We start from the raw sequence: 20,556 nt of genomic DNA, 5'->3' as shown, positions 1-20,556 counted from the left end.
GGCTTCCTTAGTCGATCATTTCGGTCTGGCGTTCGACCGGGTCGATCAGCACGGCCTTCTGCTGGCGCACCAGCAGGTCGAGGATTTCGTCCTGGCGCTCGCCGAGCACGCCGTTGAAGCTGATGCCGTTGGCCTTGCGCGGCATCAGCATCGACACCTTGTACAGCTCCACCGACAGGGGCGAATCGATCGACAGCGGGCCGGAGCCGTTGGCCGCCAGCTCGCCGCCGACCACGATCAGCGACACCTTGGTGTCGAACGGGTCGAGGGCGATGTCGCGGTCGGTGTCGGAGAGGTCCTTGATGTGTCCGTACACGCCCACCAGACCGTTGGCCATGGCGACGTTCTCGTACAGGCGGATGTTCACGCTGTTGCGCACGCGGATGCCGTGGCGGCGGTTGTTGATCAGCTTGTTGCCCCAGATCAGGTTGTCGCCGCTCTCGTACAGGGTGATGCCGTCGGTATGGTTGCGGTAGATCTCGTTGTAGGCGATCAGGTTGTTGACGCTGTTGCGGTCGATCACCACGCCCGAGAGCTTGTTGTCGTAGCTCTTGTTGTTGATGATCCAGCTGTCGTTGACCTCGCGCGAAACGATGATCCCGTGCTTCTTCTTGGTGCCGTACACGGTGTTGCCGGCGATGATCAGGCGGTGCGAACGGTCGTGGGGGTCGATGCCGTAGACGATGTTGTCGCGGTAGGTCGAGTCCTTGATCACGAAGTCCTGGGTCTCGTAGCAGTAGAAGCCGTACCACATGTCGCTGAACTCGGAGCCGATGATCCAGCCGGTGGGTTCCGGGCGGCCCATCTGCTTGGCCATGTTCGGCGTGTACTGCGAGATGCTCACGCCGTACGACTTGGACTTGGCGTAGCCGAAGCTGGCCATCTTGCTGTTGACGATATAGGTCTCGGTGCCGCCCCAGCTGAGCAGGAACGGGCGGAACTCATCGGGCTTGCGGAAGGTTGCCGGGCCGTTGGCCTGCTCGCGCCAGCCGGTCACCCGGGTATCGCTGACGAACAGCTTGCCGTCGTTGACGATGAACGAGCCGGCCTCTTCGGACAGGCGCAGCTCCTTGACCTTGCCGTCGATCTCCAGCACGCCCTTGCGCCCGACCACGATCGGCAGGCGGGCGAGGTAGACCCCCGGCGCGGTCTCGCGCAGGTACTGGTCGGGCACCTTTTTGCTCAGTTCCACCAGGTCGACATGCCCGTCATCGACGAAGATCGCCTGGGGAATGCCGTGCTGGCGCCGCACCCACTCGGCGCCCTTATTGTCGCCGCCGATGAACTCCTTGAGGGTGTCCTCCTGGAGCATGCGGCGCACGCTGACCTTGCCCTTGTGGCGGCGGTCGATCTTCTTCTGCACGGCTTCGGCGGTGTAGCCGGAGAGGTCGGGCAGCTTGGGCGGGTCCATCAGCAGTGGCTCGATCGGCGCACTGGCAACGGTGTAGGTCTTGGCCTGTTGCAGCCCCTTGGCCATTTCCGGCTCGGCGGCCTGGGCCAGGCCTGCGGCCAGCAGCAGGGCGCTGGCCAGCAGGCTGTGGCGAAGGTTCGGGTGCAGGTTCATGTCAAATCCTCTCCCGGCCTCAGTAGCGCCAGATCACGTCGACGAAGGCGCGGTGCATGTACGAGTCGGCCTCTTTGCCATAGGCGTCGCCCGGCTTGAACACGCCGGCGCGCAGGCGCACCAGGGCCGACGGCTCGTCGATCGACTGGCTGATCGAGGCCGGCAGCAGGCCTTGCTTGAAGTACTTGGTGACGACCACGTCCATCTCCTGGCCGAGGTCTTTCTCACCCTGCACCAGCGGACGGTTGATGCCGCCGTCGTCGACCACCGCGTTGATGCCACTGGAGCCGATGTTCTGCTTGCCGTCGACGCGCCAGAACTTGTGGTAGATGAAGCTGGCGTCGTAGTCGTCGCGCAGCTGCCAGGAGGCGAACAGGGTGGCGGCCTGCAGGTTGCCCAGCTCGCCGCGGAACGCTTCGCCGAAGCGGTGCACCCGCGAGCGGGTGCCGGTGAAGTTGGAGCGGTTGCTCTCAAGGCCGGTCTGCTCGAAGTTGTTCGAACCGTCGCTGCCGCCACCGCCGCTGCCCCGGGCATAGGCCGCGCCGACCTGCCATTGCGGGTCCAGGCGCAGGCGGATGCCGAGGTCGGTGGCCCAGGCGTTGACGTCGCCGCTCTGCTTGCCGGTGGCGACCTGGTCGTTGCCCACCGCCTGGCTGCTGAGGGTGTCGCGATCGCCGGTCAGCCAGGTGACGCTGCCCCAGTAGTTGACGGTGTGGTCGTTGCGCCAGTTGTAGGCATCGCTGTTGGCCTCCAGGCCCAGCCAGGTGAGATCGCCCGTGCGAGTCTTGTCGAGGGCGTCGACGGTTTCGCCTGGGCTTTTCAGGCTGCCGCCGTCATGAGTGTGGTGGGCGCGCAGGCCGACCCAGTGGCCGGGTGTCCACTGCGTGGCGACGTTGCCATAGACGTGGGTGCGGTCCTTGTCCTCCGGGGCCAGCTCGGTGAGGTCGGTGCGGTATTCGCTGAAGCGCTGGGCCACGCCCAGGTCGGCCTTGAGCAGGGTGGTGTCGAAGGTCCAGTTCAGCGCCTCGATGTTGGTGTCGCGCCACATGCCGTCGTCGCTGCGCAGGCGCTGGCGGCCGAAGCGCAGCTGCTCGCCGGGGTAGGGGGTCAGGCCGCTGTAGCCGATCCAGAACTCGCGCATGGCCAGGTAGCTCTTGTCCGGCTTGCGGCTGTCGTCGCCGTTGTCGCTGGTGGTGCCGTCGTCGTTCTGGCGCAGAGTGTCGGTCTCGATGATGTCGGTGGCGGCCACCGCCTGGCCCATGGCGAAGGCGCTCCAGTGGCCGCGCTCACCGTACACCCAGGGTCGCAGGTCCAGGCCCAGGCCGTTGACGTCGCCGCCGGAGCGGGTGCCCAGGTCGCGGTCGTCCTCGGACTGGCCGGTGATCTTCACGTCGAGGCCGAAGTTCTTCTGCGCGGTTTCCGCCGCCAGGGTCGGCATCGACCACAGCAGGGCGAAGCCCAGGCCGATGCCGGCTTTCACGAAGGGGTTGAGCGTCATAGCGAATCCTCGGCGTCTACGTCGTCTTTCTCGTCCTGCAGTGCTTCGATGGCCAGGGTGCTGTTGGCGCCCTGGGTCATGCTGCCGCGTGCCCGCTTCTCCTGCGCCAGCAGGTCCTGCGCCTGGTTGCGCTGGTCGGGCGTGAGCTGCTGGTCGAGCTGTTGCAGCAGTTCGGTCGACTGCGGGGTCGGGTTGACCTGTGACAGCTGGGCGAACACCCAGGCATTGGTCGGTGCCGGGCGGATGCCGTGGCCTTCGCTGAACAGCTGGGCCAGGGCGTAGTCGGCGCTGTTCTGGCCGCCGCGGGCGGCGGCGAGCAGGTGGTCCACGGCTTTCTGCGGCTCGACCTGGCCCAGGTAGCCACGGCGGTAGAGCTGGCCGAGGTAGTAGTCGGCGCTGACCTCGCCGGCGTCGGCGGCGGCCTGCAGGTGCTCCTGGGCCTTCTGCGCGTCGGCGGGCACGGTCTTGCCTTCGTAGTAGAGGCGGCCCAGCAGCAGTTCGGCGCGGGGTTGCTCGGCCTCGCGGCCCTTGTCGATGTAGGCCATCAACTGGTCTGTGTCGCCCAGCTCGGGGAAGTCGTAGAGCAGTTGCGCCAGGCTCACCCACGAGGCCGGGTTGGCCGGGGCGATGTGCTCGAGCAGGTCCTTGGCGGTCTTCTCGTCGGTCTGGCCGAGGCTGCGGTCGGCCAGCACCCGGGCGACGCTGTCGACCCGGGTGGCCGGCACGGCGCCACGGGCATGGGCGGCTTTCAGTTGTTCGAGCAGGGCGGCCTGCTGGTCGGGCTGGGCGCGTTTCTGGTAGACGGTGGTCAGCTCGACGTAACAGATGTCGGTGCTGGTCAGTGCCGCCTTGCAGATCTTCTCCACATCGCCCAGGTGCTGGTCGTAGGTGCCCTGGGTGCGGTACAGCAGGACCTGGGCAAGGCCCGCCTCGGGGTTGCCGGCGGCGCGCCACTGGTCGATCTGCTGCTGGGCGTTGACCTTGGGGAAGCTCTGCGGGTACTGCAGGTAGAGCATCGCCAGCGGGATCAGGGTGTTGCTTTCGCCCTGTTGTGCGGCGTGCTTGAGCAGGGTTTCGGCCTCCTCGCGTTCGGCCTGGGTGCTGTCGGGCTTGGCCACCAGCAGGCGGCCGAGACGCGCCTGGGCACGGGGCGAGGTGGCGGCGGCGGCGCGGTAGGTGGCTTCGGCCTCCTTGAGTTTCGCCGGGTCGCGGGTGGCGACCTGGATATCGGCCAGGCCTACCTGGGCATCGCTGTAGCCGAGGTCGGCCAGGGCCTTGTAGTTGCGCTCGGCGGTGGCGGTGTCGCCGCGCTTGAGCGCTTCATTGGCCAGGCGCTGGTCGGGCAGGCCGGCGCAGCCGGCCAGGGTGATGGCGGCGGCCAGGGCGCACCATGCCAATGGGCGGGCGCTGCGCACCCGATCGCGGGGCAAGCCCGCTCCTACAGGGTGCGGCGCGGTCCCTGTAGGAGCGGCCTTGTGCCGCGATCCAGGCGACGCCACTCCAGCAGGAGAAAAACCATTCAAAGGTTTCATCGTCCGATCCTCTTACAACCCACGAGCCACGGCCTTGTCGATCAGCCAGTTCAGCGACGGACCACGATCACTGTTGACCGCGGCCGGGCGCCCGGCGAGCTCGGCCGGCAGGCCGCCGTCGGGCTTGATCTGCACGCGGATGTCGGAGGCCAGGTTGTCGGTGTCCAGGCTCGAGCTGCCGGTGATCCGCCCGGTGCGCACTTCGTCCTCGCCGGCGATCTGGAAGTTGACCCGGGTACCCGGCTTCACTTCGTCGAACTGGCGATAGCTGAAGCGCGCCTCGATGGTCGGGACGCTGGTGCGCGGGATCAGCGCGAACACCGGCTGGCCCTTGCTGGCGTACTGGCCGTCATCCACTAGCTGGCGCGAGACCACGCAGTCGCATGGGCTGGTGAGGGTGCCGGAGAGCTGCTTGCCGAACAGCTCCTCGACCTTGGCCGGCTCCAGCTGCGAGTCGTCCAGGTGGCCCTTGAGCAGGTCGAGCATGCTGGTGTTGAAGGTCGCCAGCGGTGCGCCCTTGGCCACGCTCGCGCCGCTTTCCACCAGGCTCTGCAGACTGCCGTCGCGGGGCATGGTGACGTTGGTGGTGGGCACCGCGACCACGCCGGCCTCGGCATGGCTGACGAAGTACAGGCCGTACAGCGACTTGGCGACGAAGCCGAAGGCCACCAGGCCGACCACGAACACCCCGGCGGTCACGGTGACCGCGCGCAGGCGGCCAAAGGCGGAAAGGCCCGAGCCTCCGTCCTTGTGCTTGCGCGCCTTGGTGAAGTTGTCGCGCTGCAGGGTACTGAGCACGTCGCCGACGCTGATCAGCTCGCCGGACAGGTGGCTGGTGATGATGTGGCGCAGGGTGGCGATGTCGCGCGGCTCGAGGTTCTGGAACTCGGCGCCGGTGCGGGCGGTCTCGCGGCTGCTGGTGCGCACCAGCAGTTCGACGTCCATCGACAGGCCGAGGTTGTCGACCACGAACTGCAGGCGACCGCGCAGCACTTCGCCTTCAGGCAGAGGCTTCTTGGCGTGGAAGGACAGGCCCCCGGCGGACAGGTCGTCAACCTTCACCTCGTGCGCTTCGCGGTTGCCGTCCAGGTAGCGCAGCTTGGCGGGGATGCGCACCCGGGCGTGCTGGCGCTGCGCTTCGGATTCATGCACGACATTGACGTTCACGGCGGTATTCATGGCGATATTCGTTCCTGTTGTCCGATCCGGGGGCTCACACGACCATGAACAGCACGGCGACGAAGATGCTCGCGGCCGAGAAGGTCATGGTCCGCGAGGACCAGGTGTTGAACCATTGTTGAAAACTTGCGAGGTCGCGTTTGAGGGCAGTGGGCTGGCGGGTCCAGGACTGCCTGTCGAGGCGGAAGAACACGTAGATCTTCATCACCGCGCCGACGATCTGGTTGTAATAGAGGATCAGCGGGTAGGCCGGGCCGACGTTGTGGCCCGAGCACAGCAGCATGATGGTGAGGATCAGGCGGGTGATGCCGATCCACAGCAGGTACACCAGCAGGAACTGCAGGCCGAACTTGAAGCTGGCGATCACCGCCACGGTCAGGCCCAGCAGGCTGGTCCACATCGACACGCGCTGGTCGAGCAGCACGATGCTGGTGAACAGCCCCAGGCGCTTGAGACCCAGGCCCAGGGCGCGGGAGTTCTGCCGCAGGTTGTTGCCGTACCAGCGGTACATCAGCTTGCGGCTGGCCTTGACGAAGCTCTTCTCTGGCGGGTGCTCGACCGTGTTGATCGCGGCATCGGGCACGTAGAAGGTGTCGTAGCCCAGGCGCATCAGGCTGAACCAGCTGGACTTGTCGTCGCCGGTGAGGAACTTGAAGCGGCCCAGGCGCCAGTGCATCAGCGAGTCGCTTTCGACGTCGGCGATGAACTCGGGGTTGGTCACTACGCTTGCGCGGAACATCGACATGCGCCCGGTCATGGTCAGCACGCGCTTGGACAGGGCCATGGAGCACATGTTGATGTGGCGCTGGGCGAAGCGCAGCTTGTGCCACTCGCTCATGATGTAGCCGCCGCGCACTTCGCAGAACTCGTTGGTGGTCAGGCCACCGACGTTGGGGTACAGGCGGAACCATGGCACGGTCTTGCGCACCACGCCCTCGGCCAGCACGGTGTCGCCGTCGATCACCGCCACCACGGCGTTTTCATCCGGCAGCATCCGCGAGATGGCGCGGAAACCATAGGCCAGGCCGTCACGCTTGCCGGTGCCGGCGATACGCACGATGTCGAGGGTCACGTGGGACGGCGGGTTGTACTTGGCCCACAGGCTTTTCACCAGCAACTCGTCGGACTTCTCCACCAGCGAGCAGACCACGGTGGTGGGGAAGCCGCAGTCGATCGCCTCGCGGATTACCGAGCTGTACACCTGGGCGGTTGTCAGGGCCTCGATGCGAAAGCTGGTGACCATCAGGTACACGTGCGACGGGTCGGCGTCCTTGCCAAGTTTCTGCACCTTGCGGCGCAGGTAGGGGTAGACGATGTACAGGAAGATCATGCCGCGGATGAAATGGGTGGCGCCCATGGAGTAGCGCCAGATGCCGACGGCACCGACCAGGAAGATGAAGTGCTTCGACTGCGAGTCGAAGATATCGCTGGGCAGGGCCAGGGCGATCAGCATGAGCAGGCTCATGTAGAGCAGCCAGCCGGCGCATTGCAGCAGCATGGTCTGGAACCTTTGCATGTTCGGCATCCGTCGAGAATTCGGGGGAGGGCGGGCGGCGCGCTGGGGAGGGACGCGCCGCCCGGCCGGGTTTACCAGCAGATACCTTCGGTGCGGCTGGTGGCGCAGGTCGGCTTGCTCATGAAGCCGACCAGGTCGATCACCTGCTTGCCTTCCGGTGCCTGCTGGGCCAGGGCGCGGAACTGCTCGTCACGGTTGCCCAGGATGATGATCTCGGCGTTGTCCACCACCTGCTCGAAGTTGGCGTTGAGCAAGGAGGAGACGTGGGGGATCTTCGACTCGATGTAGTCCTTGTTGGCGCCGTGGACACGGGCGTACTCGACGTTCTGGTCGTAGATGTCGAGCTGGTAGCCCTTGCCGATCAGGCGTTCGGCCAGCTCCACCAGCGGGCTTTCGCGCAGGTCGTCGGTGCCGGCCTTGAACGAAAGGCCGAGCAGGGCGACCTTGCGCTTGTCGTGGCTCTCGATGATGTCGAAGGCGTTCTGCACCTGGGATTCGTTGCTGCGCATCAGCGAGTCGAGCAGCGGCGCGCGCACGTCGAGGCTGGCGGCGCGGTAGGTGAGGGCGCGCACGTCCTTGGGCAGGCACGAGCCACCGAAGGCGAAGCCCGGGCGCATGTAGTACTGCGACAGGTTCAGCGCCTTGTCCTGGCAGACCACGTCCATCACCTCGCGACCATCGACGCCGACGGCCTTGGCGATGTTGCCGATCTCGTTGGCGAAGGTGACCTTGGTCGCGTGCCAGACGTTGCAGGTGTACTTGATCATCTCGGCCACTTCGACCGGCTTGCGGATGATCGGCGCGTCGAGTTCTTCGTACAGGGCCTGCAGCACGTCGCCGCTGGCGCTGTCCAGTTCGCCGATGACGGTCATCGGCGGCTGGTCGTAGTCCTTGATCGCGGTGCTTTCGCGCAGGAACTCCGGGTTGACCGCGACGCCGAAGTCGACACCGGCCTTCTTGCCCGAACAGTCTTCCAGAATCGGAATGACCACGTTCTTCACGGTGCCCGGCAGCACGGTGCTGCGCACCACCACGGTGTGACGGCTGGCCTTGTCGCGCAGCACGTAGCCGATCTCGCGGCACACCGACTCGATGTATTCCAGGCCCAGGTCGCCGTTTTTCTTGCTTGGCGTGCCGACGCAGATCATCGACACGTCGCTGGCGCGGATGGCTTCGGCGAAGTCGGTGGTGCCGCGCAGGCGGCCGTTGGCGATGCCTTGTTGCAGCAGCTCTTCGAGGCCCGGTTCGACGATGGGCGACTTGCCCTTGTTGATCAGGTCGATCTTGGTGCTGGAAACGTCCACACCAATCACTTCATGGCCTCGTGCCGACAGGCAACCTGCACAGACTGCACCCACATAACCCAAACCAAAGATGCTGATACGCATCGCATTCACCTCGTGTGTTTATCACGCCAGCCCTTCAGCGAAGAGCCGACCGGGTTGATTGACCAGCAGTATTCGGGCGCACGGATCCATGGCGAATTGACACTTCACCGAACGCAGGCATGAATAAATCCGGAGCGCAAAAAGTTATGCACTCAAAGTTGGCAGTCATAGGCCAGTATTTAAAAAGGCGTGCCCTGAAATGCAGCCGTCTTTATTGCAATTCACCGTTGGTGAAGTGCTGTGCTTGTTTTTTCAAGTGGATAAATCCTTTGAAATCAACCACTAGGACGAATTTTAGGGGCGCTTGTCTCCTGCATGGATCATGGCTTTTGGCACTTCCTGTACCGCCGTTGAAGTTTTTTGGGCCGGTTGAGAATGGCGGCCCTTTGTCATCTGTAAGTCATTTCTCACGCCGGGCGCTTGAAACTCGTTACGGGTGCTATGAGCCATCTCCCTTGGCAGAAGTTCCGGGGGCGGTTTCGTCACGATGAAAGATTTCTAAATATTTTTTCAGAGGGAAATACTTTCAATCTGATAGCACACGGCAGTTTCGTCCCCGTATATAAAGGGCGAAATCGCAGGGGGATGGTTATAGGCCAGCATGCGAAAATTTTTTTCAATTTTCGTCAAAAAACTACGAACGGTCTTATGGCGTTTTGCAATAAGGATAGGGTGGTTGGTTTTTTGGCGTCTGTTATTTGGCGAATTCGAGGGTGAAAGCGTGCCCCGTTGCAGGGCAAGGGTGGGATGGGGCTGCTTCGCAGCCCTTTCGCGGCACAAGGCCGCTCCTACAGAGAACAGCGCGGTCCCTGTAGGAGCGGCCTTGTGCCGCGAAAGGGGCGCAAAGCGCCCCCGGGGCCATCAGCCCTCAGCGTGATCGCGCAGGAACACCAGATGATCCGGCTTCGACTGCTCGGCGCTGTAGTAGTAACCCTGCACATCAAAGCGCTTGAGCTGCTCCGGGTCGCTGATCCGCTCCTGGATCACAAAGCGGCTCATCATCCCGCGGGCCTTCTTGGCGTAGAAGCTGATGATCTTGTACTGGCCGTTCTTCAGGTCCTTGAAGTCGACATTGATCACCCGCGCCTTCAGCGCGCTCTTCTTCACCGCGCTGAAGTACTCGTTGCTGGCCAGGTTCAGCAGCACGTCGTCACCCTGGTCGGCCAGGGCCTGGTTCAGCCATTCACTGATGCGCGTGCCCCAGAAGGCATACAGGTCCTTGCCGCGGGCATTGGCCAGCTTGGTGCCCATTTCCAGGCGGTAGGGTTGCATCAGGTCCAGCGGGCGCAGCAGGCCGTACAGGCCCGAGAGCATGCGCAGGTGGTCCTGGGCGTAGCTGAAGTCGTCCTCGCCCAGGCTCTCGGCGTCGAGCCCGGTGTACACGTCGCCCTTGAACGCCAGCAGCGCCTGCTTGGCGTTGGCCGGGGTGAAATCCGGGGTCCAGCTGCCGAAGCGGGCGGCGTTGAGGCCGGCGAGCTTGTCGGAGAGGTGCATCAGCTCGGCGATCTGCGCCGGCGCCAGTTCGCGCAGTTGCACGATCAGTTCCTGGGAGTCGTCCAGGTACTGGGGCAGGGTGTGGCGCTGGGTTACCGGCGGGGTGTCGTAGTCGAGGGTCTTGGCGGGGGAAATCACCGTCAGCATCGGGTCGGCTCCTGGAATCGTCGGGCGAATTCTACGGGGCCGCTGGCACAACGCCAAACTATGGCGACGATAGTCACCGAACATCGCCACATTAAACCGCGGGCGGTCGCGCTATAGTGCGCGCCATGCCTTCAAGGAGATTGCTCATCGTGCGTATCGCGTTTGCCCTGTTCGCCGGGCTGCTCAGCCTGGGCGCGCAGGCGGCCCCGGCGGATTTCGTCAGTTTCGACCGTGAGCTGTGGCCCGAGCAGCTGGACAGCCCGACGCTGTTCGACGTGGCGTCGCGGGCGGAGATCCTGTCGTTCGCCCGGGTGCTGCACGAAAGCGAGATGCTCGACGAGCAGGCGCTCAAGACCCGGCTGGGCTTGCGCCAGATCAACCTGCCCGTCGTGCGGGCCGTACGGGCACGTCTGTGGCAGCGCCTGTGGACAAGTTATCAACAGGCGCAGAAGAGTTGCGAGCAGGATGCCTCGTTCTGCTATCCGGTCGAGTCCATGGCCGATCTACGCACGCAGTCTGCTGTTTTCGCCGAGGATGTAGGCACGTTCTATACCGGATGGGTCGACCCCAGTCATCAGTTCCACACTCGATACCTGGATGAACAGTTGCGCAAGGCCGCGCTGTTCCCGCAGACCACCAGCGAGGTGGCCAAGCTGTCCAACCGCGAGCGCAATGGCGAGGAGTTCAACGACCGGATGTTCCTCCTGACCTTCGCCGGCGGCCCGGGGCCACAGGGCGGCAGCACCGATGCGGTGGCCGACTACCTGCGGCGGCAGAAGCTCGACGGGATTTTCTTCGTGCTCGGCAATCGCCTGCAGCAACGGCGCGACGCAGGCCCGGTGAATGAGCTGTATGCCGGCCAGTGCGTGGGTATCCAGGGTTGGGAGTACCGCTCCCACGCCCAGTGGCAGGACTGGCAGGACTCGCTGCGGCGTAGCCAGGCGCGGGTCCAGGCCGACCTGGCGGAGCAGTATGTGCCCTTGTTCCGCCCGCCCTACGGCCAGCGCCGCGCCGATGGCGAGGCATTCATGGACAGCCAGCAGTTGCGGGTATCGTTGTGGGACATCGACGCCCAGGATGACGGACCGCTGACCGCCGAAGCCTCGGCACAGCGGGTGCTGACGCTGATGCTGCTGTGGCGCAAGGGGGTGATCCAGTTCCGCGACAATCAGCCCAAGACGCAGCCGGCGCTGGAGTGGCTGTTGCAGCACACGGCCCAGAGCGGGATCGGTTGGGAGGATTGTCGGGAGTATGCCCGGCGGGAATAAAGGAGATCGGGCGGCTCAGTGCGCCAAGGCGCCGCATTGCGCCTCCCGCTGCATCGACTCCAGGTTGCGTTCGATCGTTTCGCAGATCGTGTCCATCGGAATCTGGTGCTCGCTGAAGCGGAACGGGCTCTGCAAGTCCGTGCCGATCCGCTCGATGGCCAGCAGCATGAAGCCGACCACCGTCGAGGCCAGCGGCGTGAACCAACCCAGCGACTCCACCAGCCCCACCGGCACGATCAGGCAGAACAGCGTGATGAACAGCCGCGGGAAGTACACATAAGGATAGGGCAGCGGCGTATTGGCGATCCGCTCCATCCCGCCCTGGGCGTTGGACATGTCCACCAGGGTCGATTCCAGCCGCGCCAGGCGAATGCTGTCCAGTCGCCCGGCCTGGTACTCCTGGGCCAGCAAGGCCGCCGAGCCGCCGAGGATATCGTTGGCGAAGTTGTTCGAACGATTGCGCCGCTCGAACTCCCCGGGCGGTATGAAGGCCATCAGCTCATCCGGGCACTGCTCGCCCTTGAGGTGCGCCGCCAGGCAGTTCACGTAGGCAATATGCCTGCGCAGCAAGGTCGCCTTCACCGGGTTCGGCCCGTCGGCCGGATCGTCGACCAGCGTCAGCACCTGCCGGGCGAAGCTGCGTGAACTGTTCACCAGCGCGCCCCACAGCGTGCGCGCCTCCCACCAGCGATTGTAGGCGCTGCTGTTGCGAAAGCTCACCAGCACCACCAGCGCCGAGCCCAGCAGGGTGAGCGGGATCAGCGGCAGGCTGAACTTGCTGTTGAAGAACAGCATGAAGTCGATGGTGACCAGCACGTCCCAGATCAGCAGCCAGAACAGCGACCAGCCGATGTAGCCGAAGGTCTTGACCACCAGGCGGTATTTGCGGGCGAGGAGGGCTTTCACGTGGGGGAACCTCGATGCGGGGGATGCAGGTTCCGACGTCGCGGGAAGGGCAAGGTTCGGTGGGATTCGTCGCAGGGTGTTACGTGGTTTTTCTGGTTAGAGTTAAAGAAGAGGCCTACAGCAAGCGGTAAAGCTTCCCTCGAGGCTATGGTTTAGGCTCGTCACCATTCACATTGCGAGGTAGTCGAGCATGGCCAGTGAACTGACGCCATTCAAGATTGCGGATTTACTGGATTCCGAGGCAGCGATTCAGGAGTACCTGCCACAGGTCCTGGCCGAAGGTGACGCTGATGAAATCATTCGAGCACAGTCCCATGTCCAGGCCGCGCGCTTGCGCAATACAGAAGGCTAGTCCAGCCCACCCAGCCCTATGTACAGCGCTTTGGCGCGATGAGCAAAATTGCAAGCATCGCCAGCGTGGGAGCGGGCTTGCCCCGCGATGGGCTGCAACGCAGTCCCAATCAGGGCCGCACCGCACACCCGTAAATCACCTCACCCTCAGCTCAACACCTGCTTCATCTGCACCAGTGCCACCCGGCTTCCATCCGGCGCCCGTCGCTCCTCGATCCCGAACGGCACAAAACCCAGCTGTGGATAAAGCAGCAACCCTGCGGTGTTGTGATTGAAACACGACACCCAGACCTCCCGCGCGGCGAACTCTTGGCGAGCCAAGTCGATCATGCACTCCACTAGGTAACGTGCCACGCCCTGACCCCGCGCAGTCGGCGCCACCACCACATTACCTAGCGCGCAGACGCCGTCATATTCAGCTTTATAGAAATTGGCGAAACCAACGATCGCCCCGTCAGCCTCGATCACCGTCGAACCGCTGCGCTGGGCGATGGCTTCGCTCAGTTGCGCGGATGTGAGCGGGTAAGTGGCTTTGGGGAACATATAGAAGAGTTCGTCCGCGCTTTGAGGGAAGCTACAGAGCGTGGCGATGTCGGCAGGTTGGACAGGGCGATGGCTTAGTGGCACGGGGAATGTTCCGATGAGGCTAGAAGCTACTTACCCTGTGCGGCCGGTGACATGAAGTCAATGCTGTGGCTCTACAGTAAATTGCACTAAGTGTGATTTTCTGTGCAGTCAGGAGTGTCGCAAAGGCTTGGCTAGAGGCGGTAATGCAGCTCGAAAGGCATTAACGCGTAGACGGGCGAGCCCACTCCCATAGGGCTTTATCGAGCGTGTGGGAGCGGGCGCAGCCTATTTAGACGGTAGACGTTGGGTCAGGGCTATTCAGTCGAGCCCCGTTGGCGACCCAGTTCCACATCATCCATCACCGCCTTGGCCATATCGCTCATCAAGTGTGCTCCCCAGCCAAGGTTGACCTCGCCATCAGTCGCTGCAAGCAATGTCATGCGCTTCACGCAGGCCATGATCGCAGATGCTTGCTCCATGGCTGACTTTCCGTCCTGCCCCGGTTCGACCCGGAACAGTGGTTGCTCGCCATCGCCATAGCCGAATCCGGTCACGCCGGCAGTCTTGTCGTTCATCGTGTTTTCTCCCTGTTCAGTGCTTGATCTGAAGCTTGCTCAGTGCCAGTTCCACCAGCCAGCGGGCGGCCTCGATTTCGTGCATCGTTGCCATGGACATACCGTGCGCTGTGCTGGTGACCTGGGTGAGGGCGTTCTGGTGGGTGACGGAGAGGGCGCAGAACAAGCGTTCTGAGATCTGGATGAGCAGGTCTTCGAGCGAGTGGGTTGTTTCGGGAGAAAGCGGTGGATCGGGGACAATCTTCAACATGGTGTACTCCTAGCTTCGAAAGGAGCCATCACCACCTGCTGTCAAACAAGAGGGTGGCGGCAGTACGTGGGTTGACAGACCGAGGAAGCATAGGAACCCGGCGCACTCGAAAGTGCCCCACGCACAACCGCCATAAAGCCAGCTGTTGCGTTGGTAGCTTCTGGTCGGCCTGTCAAAGCCGGTCGCTGATTTGGCAGCGACGGATCGAGACTAGAGGCCGATCCAGACCATCGCAATGGCTTGAAAGGGGTTGGGAGTATGTTTGGGAAATGGACTACAGGGAATGGGGAAAGTCTTAAAGGACTGGGCGTGAAACGAGCTTGAAGTCGTAGCATTTGCCAGGGGCGCAGGTAGGAGCGGTACAAGACCGCTCCTTGGGGAGCGAGTAAGTCGAGCTAGCTGGTGTGGCAAGGATTACAGCAATAGTAACAACCATTAATCCTTAGGGTGGGGTTCGCAACTCGAGCGGTATTGACAGCACCGGTACACGATAGGTGGTTCCCGAGAGGTACCTGATTTTCCGGCTGCGGCATGTAGCGGCAGCCAATCGTAGTGTTGTGCACTTCGTAGTCGCCGTTCGCTTGAACGTTTCTGTTAACGATAAATGATTGCATATGCTAGTCCTTGCTTCCGTGTGTCGGATCGGTAATGACTTAACATCTATGCGCGGGTGATATGCTGTTTGTGCTGCGAAATCACCAAGCATCGAGGAGGTTAGCTTGATGATGGCAAAAAGCAATCGAAAGGGAGCGTTAGTCATCCTGTGACTGCTTGAGGGGGTGGGATCGGAACGCACACTGTCTTGACCTGCTGAAGCTGAACCAGATGTTTGTTGGTCGAAAGTGTTGGATATGAACTGGTGGAGGTTGCACCGTTGTCGTGTCGTTCGCTTACGGTCTGCCGCGCAAAAAAACTTCCAGCAGATCCTGCCGCCCGGGCTGAACCTGCCCCGGGGAGCGAAATGGGACCAGTCTGACAGCACAACGAGGCCTGTCAGCAGCGAACGGATGCGGACGGCAATTGGCTACGCGAGACGTACGGGAAGTTCTAGGGCAAGGCGATCAAGCGTGAAGTTGAGCCGCTGGCCAACCGCGAGCAGCTCCAGAGCCATATCAGGAACGTGGACGACCACTCGACCGAGACAGTGGGCAGGGTGAAGAAGGTCGAGGCGCTGGGCGCGCTTAAGCTGCTGTCCGGCGGATCTGCGAGCCTAGCCGCAGTCGATACCTGCACCAGGCACCGGGCGCAACCTAAACCTGGTAACGGCGCGGAGGCTAAACGCGATGATCGGCGGCAATGTCCAGGAGCGCATCGAGGGCATGTGCACGAGCATCACGACAGGTAGCTAGCGTTTACAGGCATCGAAGACTTGGCTGGAGTCGGAGGGTGTGAACGTGCTGCAGGTGCTGTGTGACCAGCTCGACCTGATTCAAGAGATGAATACTCAGCTGGTTGAGCATGTTCACGGACCTACCCCCCCCTCCCACCAAACAACAAACTAATTTTCACCGCATCAGCAAATCACGCATTGCTATTGGGCTCATCCTTGAAGTCCATCACCCGATAGTTACTTCTTATCACCGCTTTTCTTCCTGTTTTCGTCCGAGACAATTCCCCGTAACCCAATAAAACCTGGAGATTTGAAATGCAATTCAAGATCAGCCATATCCATTATGGTTGCTTCCGTGTGACTTCTAGATACCAAAGGAAAATTGACCACCAGTGCTTTATCTTCATTAATATAGAGTACCTTCCACTCTCTCTTATCCTTGCCGACAACATAAGCAAGTTCCGAACCGTAGGTCTTTAAAATATACAACCCATCTGCCTTGCCAGCATAAATGGGGACACATGCAAATAAAAGAATGGCAATCGTGGGGACAACCAGCCTTAAAACTTCATGAGCAAACATGATTTGGGGGGCGGCTAAACACAGTGAAACAACCATAGGAAAGTAAAACACGGAAACCCGACGTGCGACACTTACAGACTCGATAGCCACGTCCATATCCCCCCACCCACTTTGCTCTACACTTGTGTAGACCGTACCCAAAAATCCGGTCATGAACACAACCACAAAAACGGCGAGCCATCGTGTCACCTCTGAAGCTTTACCACGCACGCTAAAATAAAAGCCCGCAAACATCAAAAGCGCGCCTGAAAAATATATAGCCGCCACCATGGAAAAATATGAAGAAGGGAGAAACTGCACATACCATTTCAGTCCAAGGATATCGTACTTGGATGATATATACAGATAGCCATATGCAAAAGAGGCAAAGTAAATTAACGCAGCGCCCGCGCCAATTTCTCCGACCAGCTTACCAACATCTTTCATCGTGAAGAATCTCGTATAATTTACTGCATGCAGCAAACTTTAAACTTTCGACTAGACCCACATGGGCACTTTTCGTTCCGCCCAATCTTTGGAGCCACACCATCAGGACAGAAGCTAGTAAAAGTTACGTCATTTAAAATATCATCTTCCTTCATAAATTTGGCAGCCAGCACACGTTCCTCTGCTCCAAGGGGAATTTTGGCATCGACAACAATTATTGTTTCGGACTGCCCACCGCTACCTTTGGTCATAGCTCCAAACACAACTATCTGTTCTGTTTTCGGCATCTTATATTGAGCGACCAACGCGTAAGCATGCATACAAGCCAAACGATCATCGCGATAGGCCTGATAGTTTTCATAATTGTCGTCCCAAGGAAAGAAAACAAAAATGAAAATTTTATTATTATGACACAGTGAAGGTACAACCCTTGCAGAGCGCCCACCAACGGGCACTGACTCATATTTTTCAAACAAATATTTTGAAAGGTGTGATCTCGAATAAAGATTTTCATTGGCAAGAGAGTGAAGGGCTTGTGCATGAGTTAGCAAGGGCTGGTGCATTCCCTCTCCCACATCGCCTTCTATAATACAATCAGAAAATCTCGTTAATATTGCATTACAGCCTTCAGAATTCTTTCTTCGCCCATAATGGAGAGCATAGGGAACTGACTCCCTATACATTTTCCACTGATGCTCACCGATCCCGAATTCTTCTCCACTAAGATTATGGATTGCACCAAACCCAAACTTACCCTCACTAAGCAAATAGTACCCTAGAAGCTCCTCCTCCCCCATTGTAGAGGTTAATCCCCCTTGCCTAATCGCAAACTCTTTGCTTTCAAGGTAATTGATAAAGTCTGTCGGAGTGGGAAGCTCCCTAAGCAAAAGCTCGAGCCCCTCCTCATCTAACACGTGCACAAATGTTTTCTTGGGGTCAACATCTGTCACTGTAAAAGGAATTCCAGAAACTTGTTGCTCCGATAGTTTGTAATACGAAACTAGGGTTCCGCGGCTCCCTTGGCCGAACTGATCAAAATACTTTCTCGCATGTTCGCTGATCCCCCGAGTTACAGCAATCAAATGAACCTTGACTTGTTTGCCTGACAAATCGAAAGGAAACTTATCCTTACATTCTTTATTCAGATAAACTCTTCCGGGGTGTCGCTTAAGAAAGCTCTCCGCTGCATAAAGCTGCTTCGCAGATTCTTTTACAGCAGCTCGGTACCACCTCGACCACGCCAATTTAATTTCATTTTGATGTTGGTACTTCACCTCTCCCTTATCGGAAAAGAGAATGACGGTGTCACCAAAATACACAGTTAGATCGATTAACTCCTTTCCACCTCCCACGTCGCGATAAAGGCTTGGATAGCTCCATAAACTCAGGAAAGTTTTTTGAGCCACTCTCTCTAAAATTCTTTCGCTCTCGTTAACGCCTATCTCTTTAATTGTCGGTTTAAGCATGGTATCCATCCACCCTCAGCAATGGCAGTCCGCCACCACGTATACAATCTCAAGAAGGAAAGAAAATCCACATCAAAATTCACTTATCCCCTCCCGCCGACGCGCTTTGCCTCGCGAAATAGTGCAAACCAGCGGTGGGGTGCAATGCCTGCTGCAGGCCCCGCCGTTTCTGGGCTCTTGCTAGGGGGCGGCCATTTCACACTGTGAAAGAAAATGAAGGGTTGTGCAGCCGTGGTCGCACTATTCGGCGGAGGTAGTGGGGCGGGGCGGGTAGGCTGTAGGCCACGGAATCCGTGAGGGAGGAACTGAAAAATCCCGAATGTGCCGGGTTTTTCATTTTGGACAAGGTCATTTGAACCGGTGCAGATCGCACCAGGTGCAGAACGCCGATGCGCCTGGAGCCCCCGAACGATGGGGGCCGGCGCTTCTTCAGCGTTGCACAGCGTTTCAGTCCTGCTCAGCTGCCACCAAGCGGAGGTGCGGAAGGTTGGCTTCCTTCTTAAGGCGCTGGAACTCCTTGGCGACGACTGGGGTTAGCAGGCGATCCAGGGCGTGACGCAGCTGGATGGCCTGAGCCTCAGTCAAGCGCTTCACGGATCCTGTACGAGCGCTTGCACACGCCACCTTCTCATGTGAGATTCCGATCGCGTCCATTGCGTCATCGATGTAGCCGTCTAGGTACTCGCGGCGCTTGAATAGGTTCGAGCTCTCGGGCGCTTCCTGGTAGTCCCAATGCACCTCCCATGCCTTGCCGGACTGGATGACTTCGATGATGGGCAGTGCCGCTTGGGTTGCTGGTTTGCGCATGCTGATGCTCACGATCAATTCGCTACGCGGGGCAGTCTTAAGGATAGCTTCGGGGTACCCCATGAAAGGTTTTTCAGGCTGGCCCCCAAATCCCTGTCAGAACATGGATATCTGTCAGGAAATCGGCTGGAGGCCGCGTATTTACTAGGTTTGCGACCTGACAACGAACTGGGAAATTCGTGGCAAATCTGACAGACCAAAATAAAAAAACTTATAAATCAATGAATTGAGAAAGCTGAATCTGACACAGTGGTTCTGTCAGGTTCTGACACCACGCTGACACCTTTCTGACACTACATGAAAACGCTGTATGCCTTGAGATAGAAGGGTTAGACAGAGGTAAGAATATCTATCTGACAAATCTGACAGGCTTTTTTAGGGGGCAACCTAAGTTTTGATTTGCTACGTGCAGGGGGGGTGAGAGAACCGGCCTAGCACAGCGCGATACTGCTACTGCTACTGCTCACTCTTCGCAATTGGTATGCGAAACAACCCTTTGGCGTTCATTGCGGCCGTCCTTGTGTAGACCGCCGTTGACCGGTTGGGTAAAGATCATTCGAGTGCTTCGACTTGCAGGTTCTTTGGATGCTTGCGTCGGAACAGGTACAGAGAAATCGATCCCATAGCCATGTAGATGACTCCCATTATCATCGCTGCATGACTTGGCTGATTAAGGTTGAACGCCATAAGCGCGTTGAGCGTCTCAGGGCTGGCGAACAACGCTATCAGGATGAAGGCACCCCCAAACAAGAGCGGAACCCAGGTGATCACCTTGCTGGCCATGATTGAGGCCAGGCGGCTTGGACCAGCCCGTTTGAGGATGTTCGGTGTTCGGGTGATTCGGCCTACAGACTTCAAGCCTTTCGGCAGGCGTCGGAGTGTTCCCTCGAGATCAGGTTGACGGCATTGGCTGGTATGAAGAATTTCTACGACCACCCCGTCCCCAGAGTCGAAGTAGTTGAACTCAAATATTGCTTCGTTTGGAGCGTGCGGAGAGGGGGGCCTGATCTTGAAATCGTTTACCGAGCGTGTCTCCTTGATAACCGATGCCGAAAGAATTTCGCCATCACTTCCGACACAGACTCGTAGTGGATCGGCATCGACCACATCCGAACCCAATATCGTATTCTCGCCACTGTTCCAGAGGACGACCATGGATCGGGTCAAGCGAGGAATATCCGCTCCCTGGTACTGCACGCTTATCCCATGGGGCAGGCTGGCAGAATCGCTACCTAGCAGATGCTCCCCAAGATACGCAAAGCTTAAGCGCGTACGATTTCGCGACTTTATGTAGACGATGGGGATAGCAATCAGACCCACCAGTCCTATCAATGAACCTACCCAACCAGGTGAAAGGAAGGTAGCAGCGTTTTCAAGCCATGCCATGGGCGTGATCCCTACGCTTATATTGTCGAGTGGTTGACCAAAAAGGCCTGCATTCCTGCAAGCCCTTCTGTTCTAAGGTGTCGGTACCAGTAGTCGACCCCGGCCGACTTACGCCAGGATTACGCCATAGGCATAAAAAAAGCCTGTAGATCAGGGATCTACAGGCTTTGTCTGGTGCCCCGAGGGAGACTCGAACTCCCACTCCTTTCGAAAACGGATTTTGAATCCGCCGCGTCTACCAATTCCGCCATCAGGGCTTGTGGCGCCGCAGTATAGAGAGGTGCCTTGGGTCGGTCAATCGGCTTTCATGGTCAATTTTCACGC

The 20,556-nt window shown here is 59.8% G+C and carries 17 protein-coding genes and 1 tRNA gene; 2 read left to right on the top strand and 16 right to left on the bottom strand.

The genetic code is table 11. From position 1 onward, the window contains the following. Positions 1–7: 7 nt before the first annotated feature. The 7 genes from algG to yaaA all read right to left on the bottom strand — a co-directional run bounded on the left by algG (position 8) and on the right by yaaA (position 10,318). Complete coding sequence (gene algG / locus PRtIB026_RS25210) at positions 8–1,564, bottom strand: mannuronan 5-epimerase AlgG (protein ID WP_186712910.1); 1,557 nt, start codon at positions 1,562–1,564, stop codon at positions 8–10. A gap of 19 nt (positions 1,565–1,583) precedes the next feature. After that, positions 1,584–3,062, bottom strand: coding sequence for an alginate export family protein (locus PRtIB026_RS25205; RefSeq protein WP_203650671.1), 1,479 nt, complete (start codon positions 3,060–3,062; stop codon positions 1,584–1,586). Then, positions 3,059–4,594: an alginate biosynthesis TPR repeat lipoprotein AlgK gene (gene algK / locus PRtIB026_RS25200; RefSeq protein WP_244670958.1), complete on the bottom strand. Its 1,536-nt coding sequence runs from the start codon at positions 4,592–4,594 to the stop codon at positions 3,059–3,061. Before algK ends, PRtIB026_RS25205 begins: the two co-directional genes overlap by 4 nt. Before the next feature lie 12 nt (positions 4,595–4,606). Then, positions 4,607–5,773 (bottom strand): alginate biosynthesis protein Alg44, encoded by a 1,167-nt coding sequence (locus PRtIB026_RS25195; protein WP_232855682.1) that lies wholly within the window; start codon positions 5,771–5,773, stop codon positions 4,607–4,609. A gap of 34 nt (positions 5,774–5,807) precedes the next feature. Continuing rightward, on the bottom strand, positions 5,808–7,289 hold the full coding sequence (locus tag PRtIB026_RS25190) for a glycosyltransferase family 2 protein (protein ID WP_203650674.1): 1,482 nt from the start codon (positions 7,287–7,289) through the stop codon (positions 5,808–5,810). Between the two features lie 71 nt (positions 7,290–7,360). Then, the gene (locus PRtIB026_RS25185; RefSeq protein WP_050704345.1) at positions 7,361–8,677 is read right to left on the bottom strand and encodes a nucleotide sugar dehydrogenase; all 1,317 of its coding nucleotides are present in this window, start codon (positions 8,675–8,677) and stop codon (positions 7,361–7,363) included. 861 nt (positions 8,678–9,538) lie between these two features. Further along, on the bottom strand, positions 9,539–10,318 hold the full coding sequence (gene yaaA / locus PRtIB026_RS25180; RefSeq protein WP_203650676.1) for a peroxide stress protein YaaA: 780 nt from the start codon (positions 10,316–10,318) through the stop codon (positions 9,539–9,541). 149 nt (positions 10,319–10,467) lie between these two features. Here yaaA and PRtIB026_RS25175 point away from each other — a divergent pair, with 149 nt between their 5' ends. Beyond that, entirely contained in the window at positions 10,468–11,586 is a 1,119-nt protein-coding gene (locus PRtIB026_RS25175) for a polysaccharide deacetylase family protein (protein WP_203650678.1), read from the top strand. 15 nt (positions 11,587–11,601) lie between these two features. Here the strand turns inward: PRtIB026_RS25175 and PRtIB026_RS25170 are convergent, their stop codons facing one another. Beyond that, positions 11,602–12,492: a bestrophin family protein gene (locus PRtIB026_RS25170; protein ID WP_203650680.1), complete on the bottom strand. Its 891-nt coding sequence runs from the start codon at positions 12,490–12,492 to the stop codon at positions 11,602–11,604. Positions 12,493–12,682: 190 nt separating this feature from the next. Here PRtIB026_RS25170 and PRtIB026_RS25165 point away from each other — a divergent pair, with 190 nt between their 5' ends. Beyond that, positions 12,683–12,844: a transcriptional regulator gene (locus PRtIB026_RS25165; RefSeq protein WP_203650682.1), complete on the top strand. Its 162-nt coding sequence runs from the start codon at positions 12,683–12,685 to the stop codon at positions 12,842–12,844. 146 nt (positions 12,845–12,990) lie between these two features. On the opposite strand, the gene PRtIB026_RS25160 is transcribed toward PRtIB026_RS25165, so the two are convergent. From PRtIB026_RS25160 to PRtIB026_RS25120, 8 genes are all read right to left on the bottom strand, one after another. Beyond that, positions 12,991–13,470 (bottom strand): GNAT family N-acetyltransferase, encoded by a 480-nt coding sequence (locus tag PRtIB026_RS25160; protein WP_203650684.1) that lies wholly within the window; start codon positions 13,468–13,470, stop codon positions 12,991–12,993. A gap of 254 nt (positions 13,471–13,724) precedes the next feature. Beyond that, on the bottom strand, positions 13,725–13,985 hold the full coding sequence (locus tag PRtIB026_RS25155; RefSeq protein WP_198743603.1) for a DUF3077 domain-containing protein: 261 nt from the start codon (positions 13,983–13,985) through the stop codon (positions 13,725–13,727). 16 nt (positions 13,986–14,001) lie between these two features. Then, positions 14,002–14,235: a hypothetical protein gene (locus PRtIB026_RS25150; protein WP_203650686.1), complete on the bottom strand. Its 234-nt coding sequence runs from the start codon at positions 14,233–14,235 to the stop codon at positions 14,002–14,004. A 1,567-nt stretch (positions 14,236–15,802) separates the two neighbouring features. After that, complete coding sequence (locus tag PRtIB026_RS25140; RefSeq protein ID WP_267813213.1) at positions 15,803–16,573, bottom strand: hypothetical protein; 771 nt, start codon at positions 16,571–16,573, stop codon at positions 15,803–15,805. A 20-nt stretch (positions 16,574–16,593) separates the two neighbouring features. Next, on the bottom strand, positions 16,594–18,039 hold the full coding sequence (locus tag PRtIB026_RS25135) for an SEC-C metal-binding domain-containing protein (RefSeq protein ID WP_203650692.1): 1,446 nt from the start codon (positions 18,037–18,039) through the stop codon (positions 16,594–16,596). A gap of 447 nt (positions 18,040–18,486) precedes the next feature. Further along, complete coding sequence (locus tag PRtIB026_RS25130; RefSeq protein ID WP_244670959.1) at positions 18,487–18,858, bottom strand: hypothetical protein; 372 nt, start codon at positions 18,856–18,858, stop codon at positions 18,487–18,489. Positions 18,859–19,398: 540 nt separating this feature from the next. Next, entirely contained in the window at positions 19,399–20,232 is an 834-nt protein-coding gene (locus PRtIB026_RS25125; protein ID WP_267813210.1) for a hypothetical protein, read from the bottom strand. 172 nt (positions 20,233–20,404) lie between these two features. Further along, a tRNA-Leu gene (locus PRtIB026_RS25120) sits at positions 20,405–20,489 on the bottom strand. Positions 20,490–20,556 lie beyond the last annotated feature (67 nt).

Source organism: Pseudomonas sp. RtIB026, assembly GCF_016861355.2.
Classification (GTDB): Bacteria; Pseudomonadota; Gammaproteobacteria; order Pseudomonadales; family Pseudomonadaceae; genus Aquipseudomonas; species Aquipseudomonas peradeniyensis.
This window is presented reverse-complemented; position numbering and strand designations above follow the sequence as displayed.

Coding starts and splice junctions, on each gene's coding strand:
- PRtIB026_RS25165 (WP_203650682.1), top strand. CDS start 12,683: ATGGCCAGTGAACTGACGCCATTCAAGATTGCGGATTTACTGGATTCC.
- PRtIB026_RS25205 (WP_203650671.1), bottom strand. CDS start 3,062: ATGACGCTCAACCCCTTCGTGAAAGCCGGCATCGGCCTGGGCTTCGCC.
- PRtIB026_RS25155 (WP_198743603.1), bottom strand. CDS start 13,985: ATGAACGACAAGACTGCCGGCGTGACCGGATTCGGCTATGGCGATGGC.
- PRtIB026_RS25135 (WP_203650692.1), bottom strand. CDS start 18,039: ATGCTTAAACCGACAATTAAAGAGATAGGCGTTAACGAGAGCGAAAGA.
- PRtIB026_RS25195 (WP_232855682.1), bottom strand. CDS start 5,773: ATGAATACCGCCGTGAACGTCAATGTCGTGCATGAATCCGAAGCGCAG.
- algK (WP_244670958.1), bottom strand. CDS start 4,594: ATGAAACCTTTGAATGGTTTTTCTCCTGCTGGAGTGGCGTCGCCTGGA.
- PRtIB026_RS25190 (WP_203650674.1), bottom strand. CDS start 7,289: ATGCAAAGGTTCCAGACCATGCTGCTGCAATGCGCCGGCTGGCTGCTC.
- PRtIB026_RS25150 (WP_203650686.1), bottom strand. CDS start 14,235: ATGTTGAAGATTGTCCCCGATCCACCGCTTTCTCCCGAAACAACCCAC.
- PRtIB026_RS25140 (WP_267813213.1), bottom strand. CDS start 16,573: ATGAAAGATGTTGGTAAGCTGGTCGGAGAAATTGGCGCGGGCGCTGCG.
- PRtIB026_RS25125 (WP_267813210.1), bottom strand. CDS start 20,232: ATGGCATGGCTTGAAAACGCTGCTACCTTCCTTTCACCTGGTTGGGTA.
- algG (WP_186712910.1), bottom strand. CDS start 1,564: ATGAACCTGCACCCGAACCTTCGCCACAGCCTGCTGGCCAGCGCCCTG.
- yaaA (WP_203650676.1), bottom strand. CDS start 10,318: ATGCTGACGGTGATTTCCCCCGCCAAGACCCTCGACTACGACACCCCG.
- PRtIB026_RS25185 (WP_050704345.1), bottom strand. CDS start 8,677: ATGCGTATCAGCATCTTTGGTTTGGGTTATGTGGGTGCAGTCTGTGCA.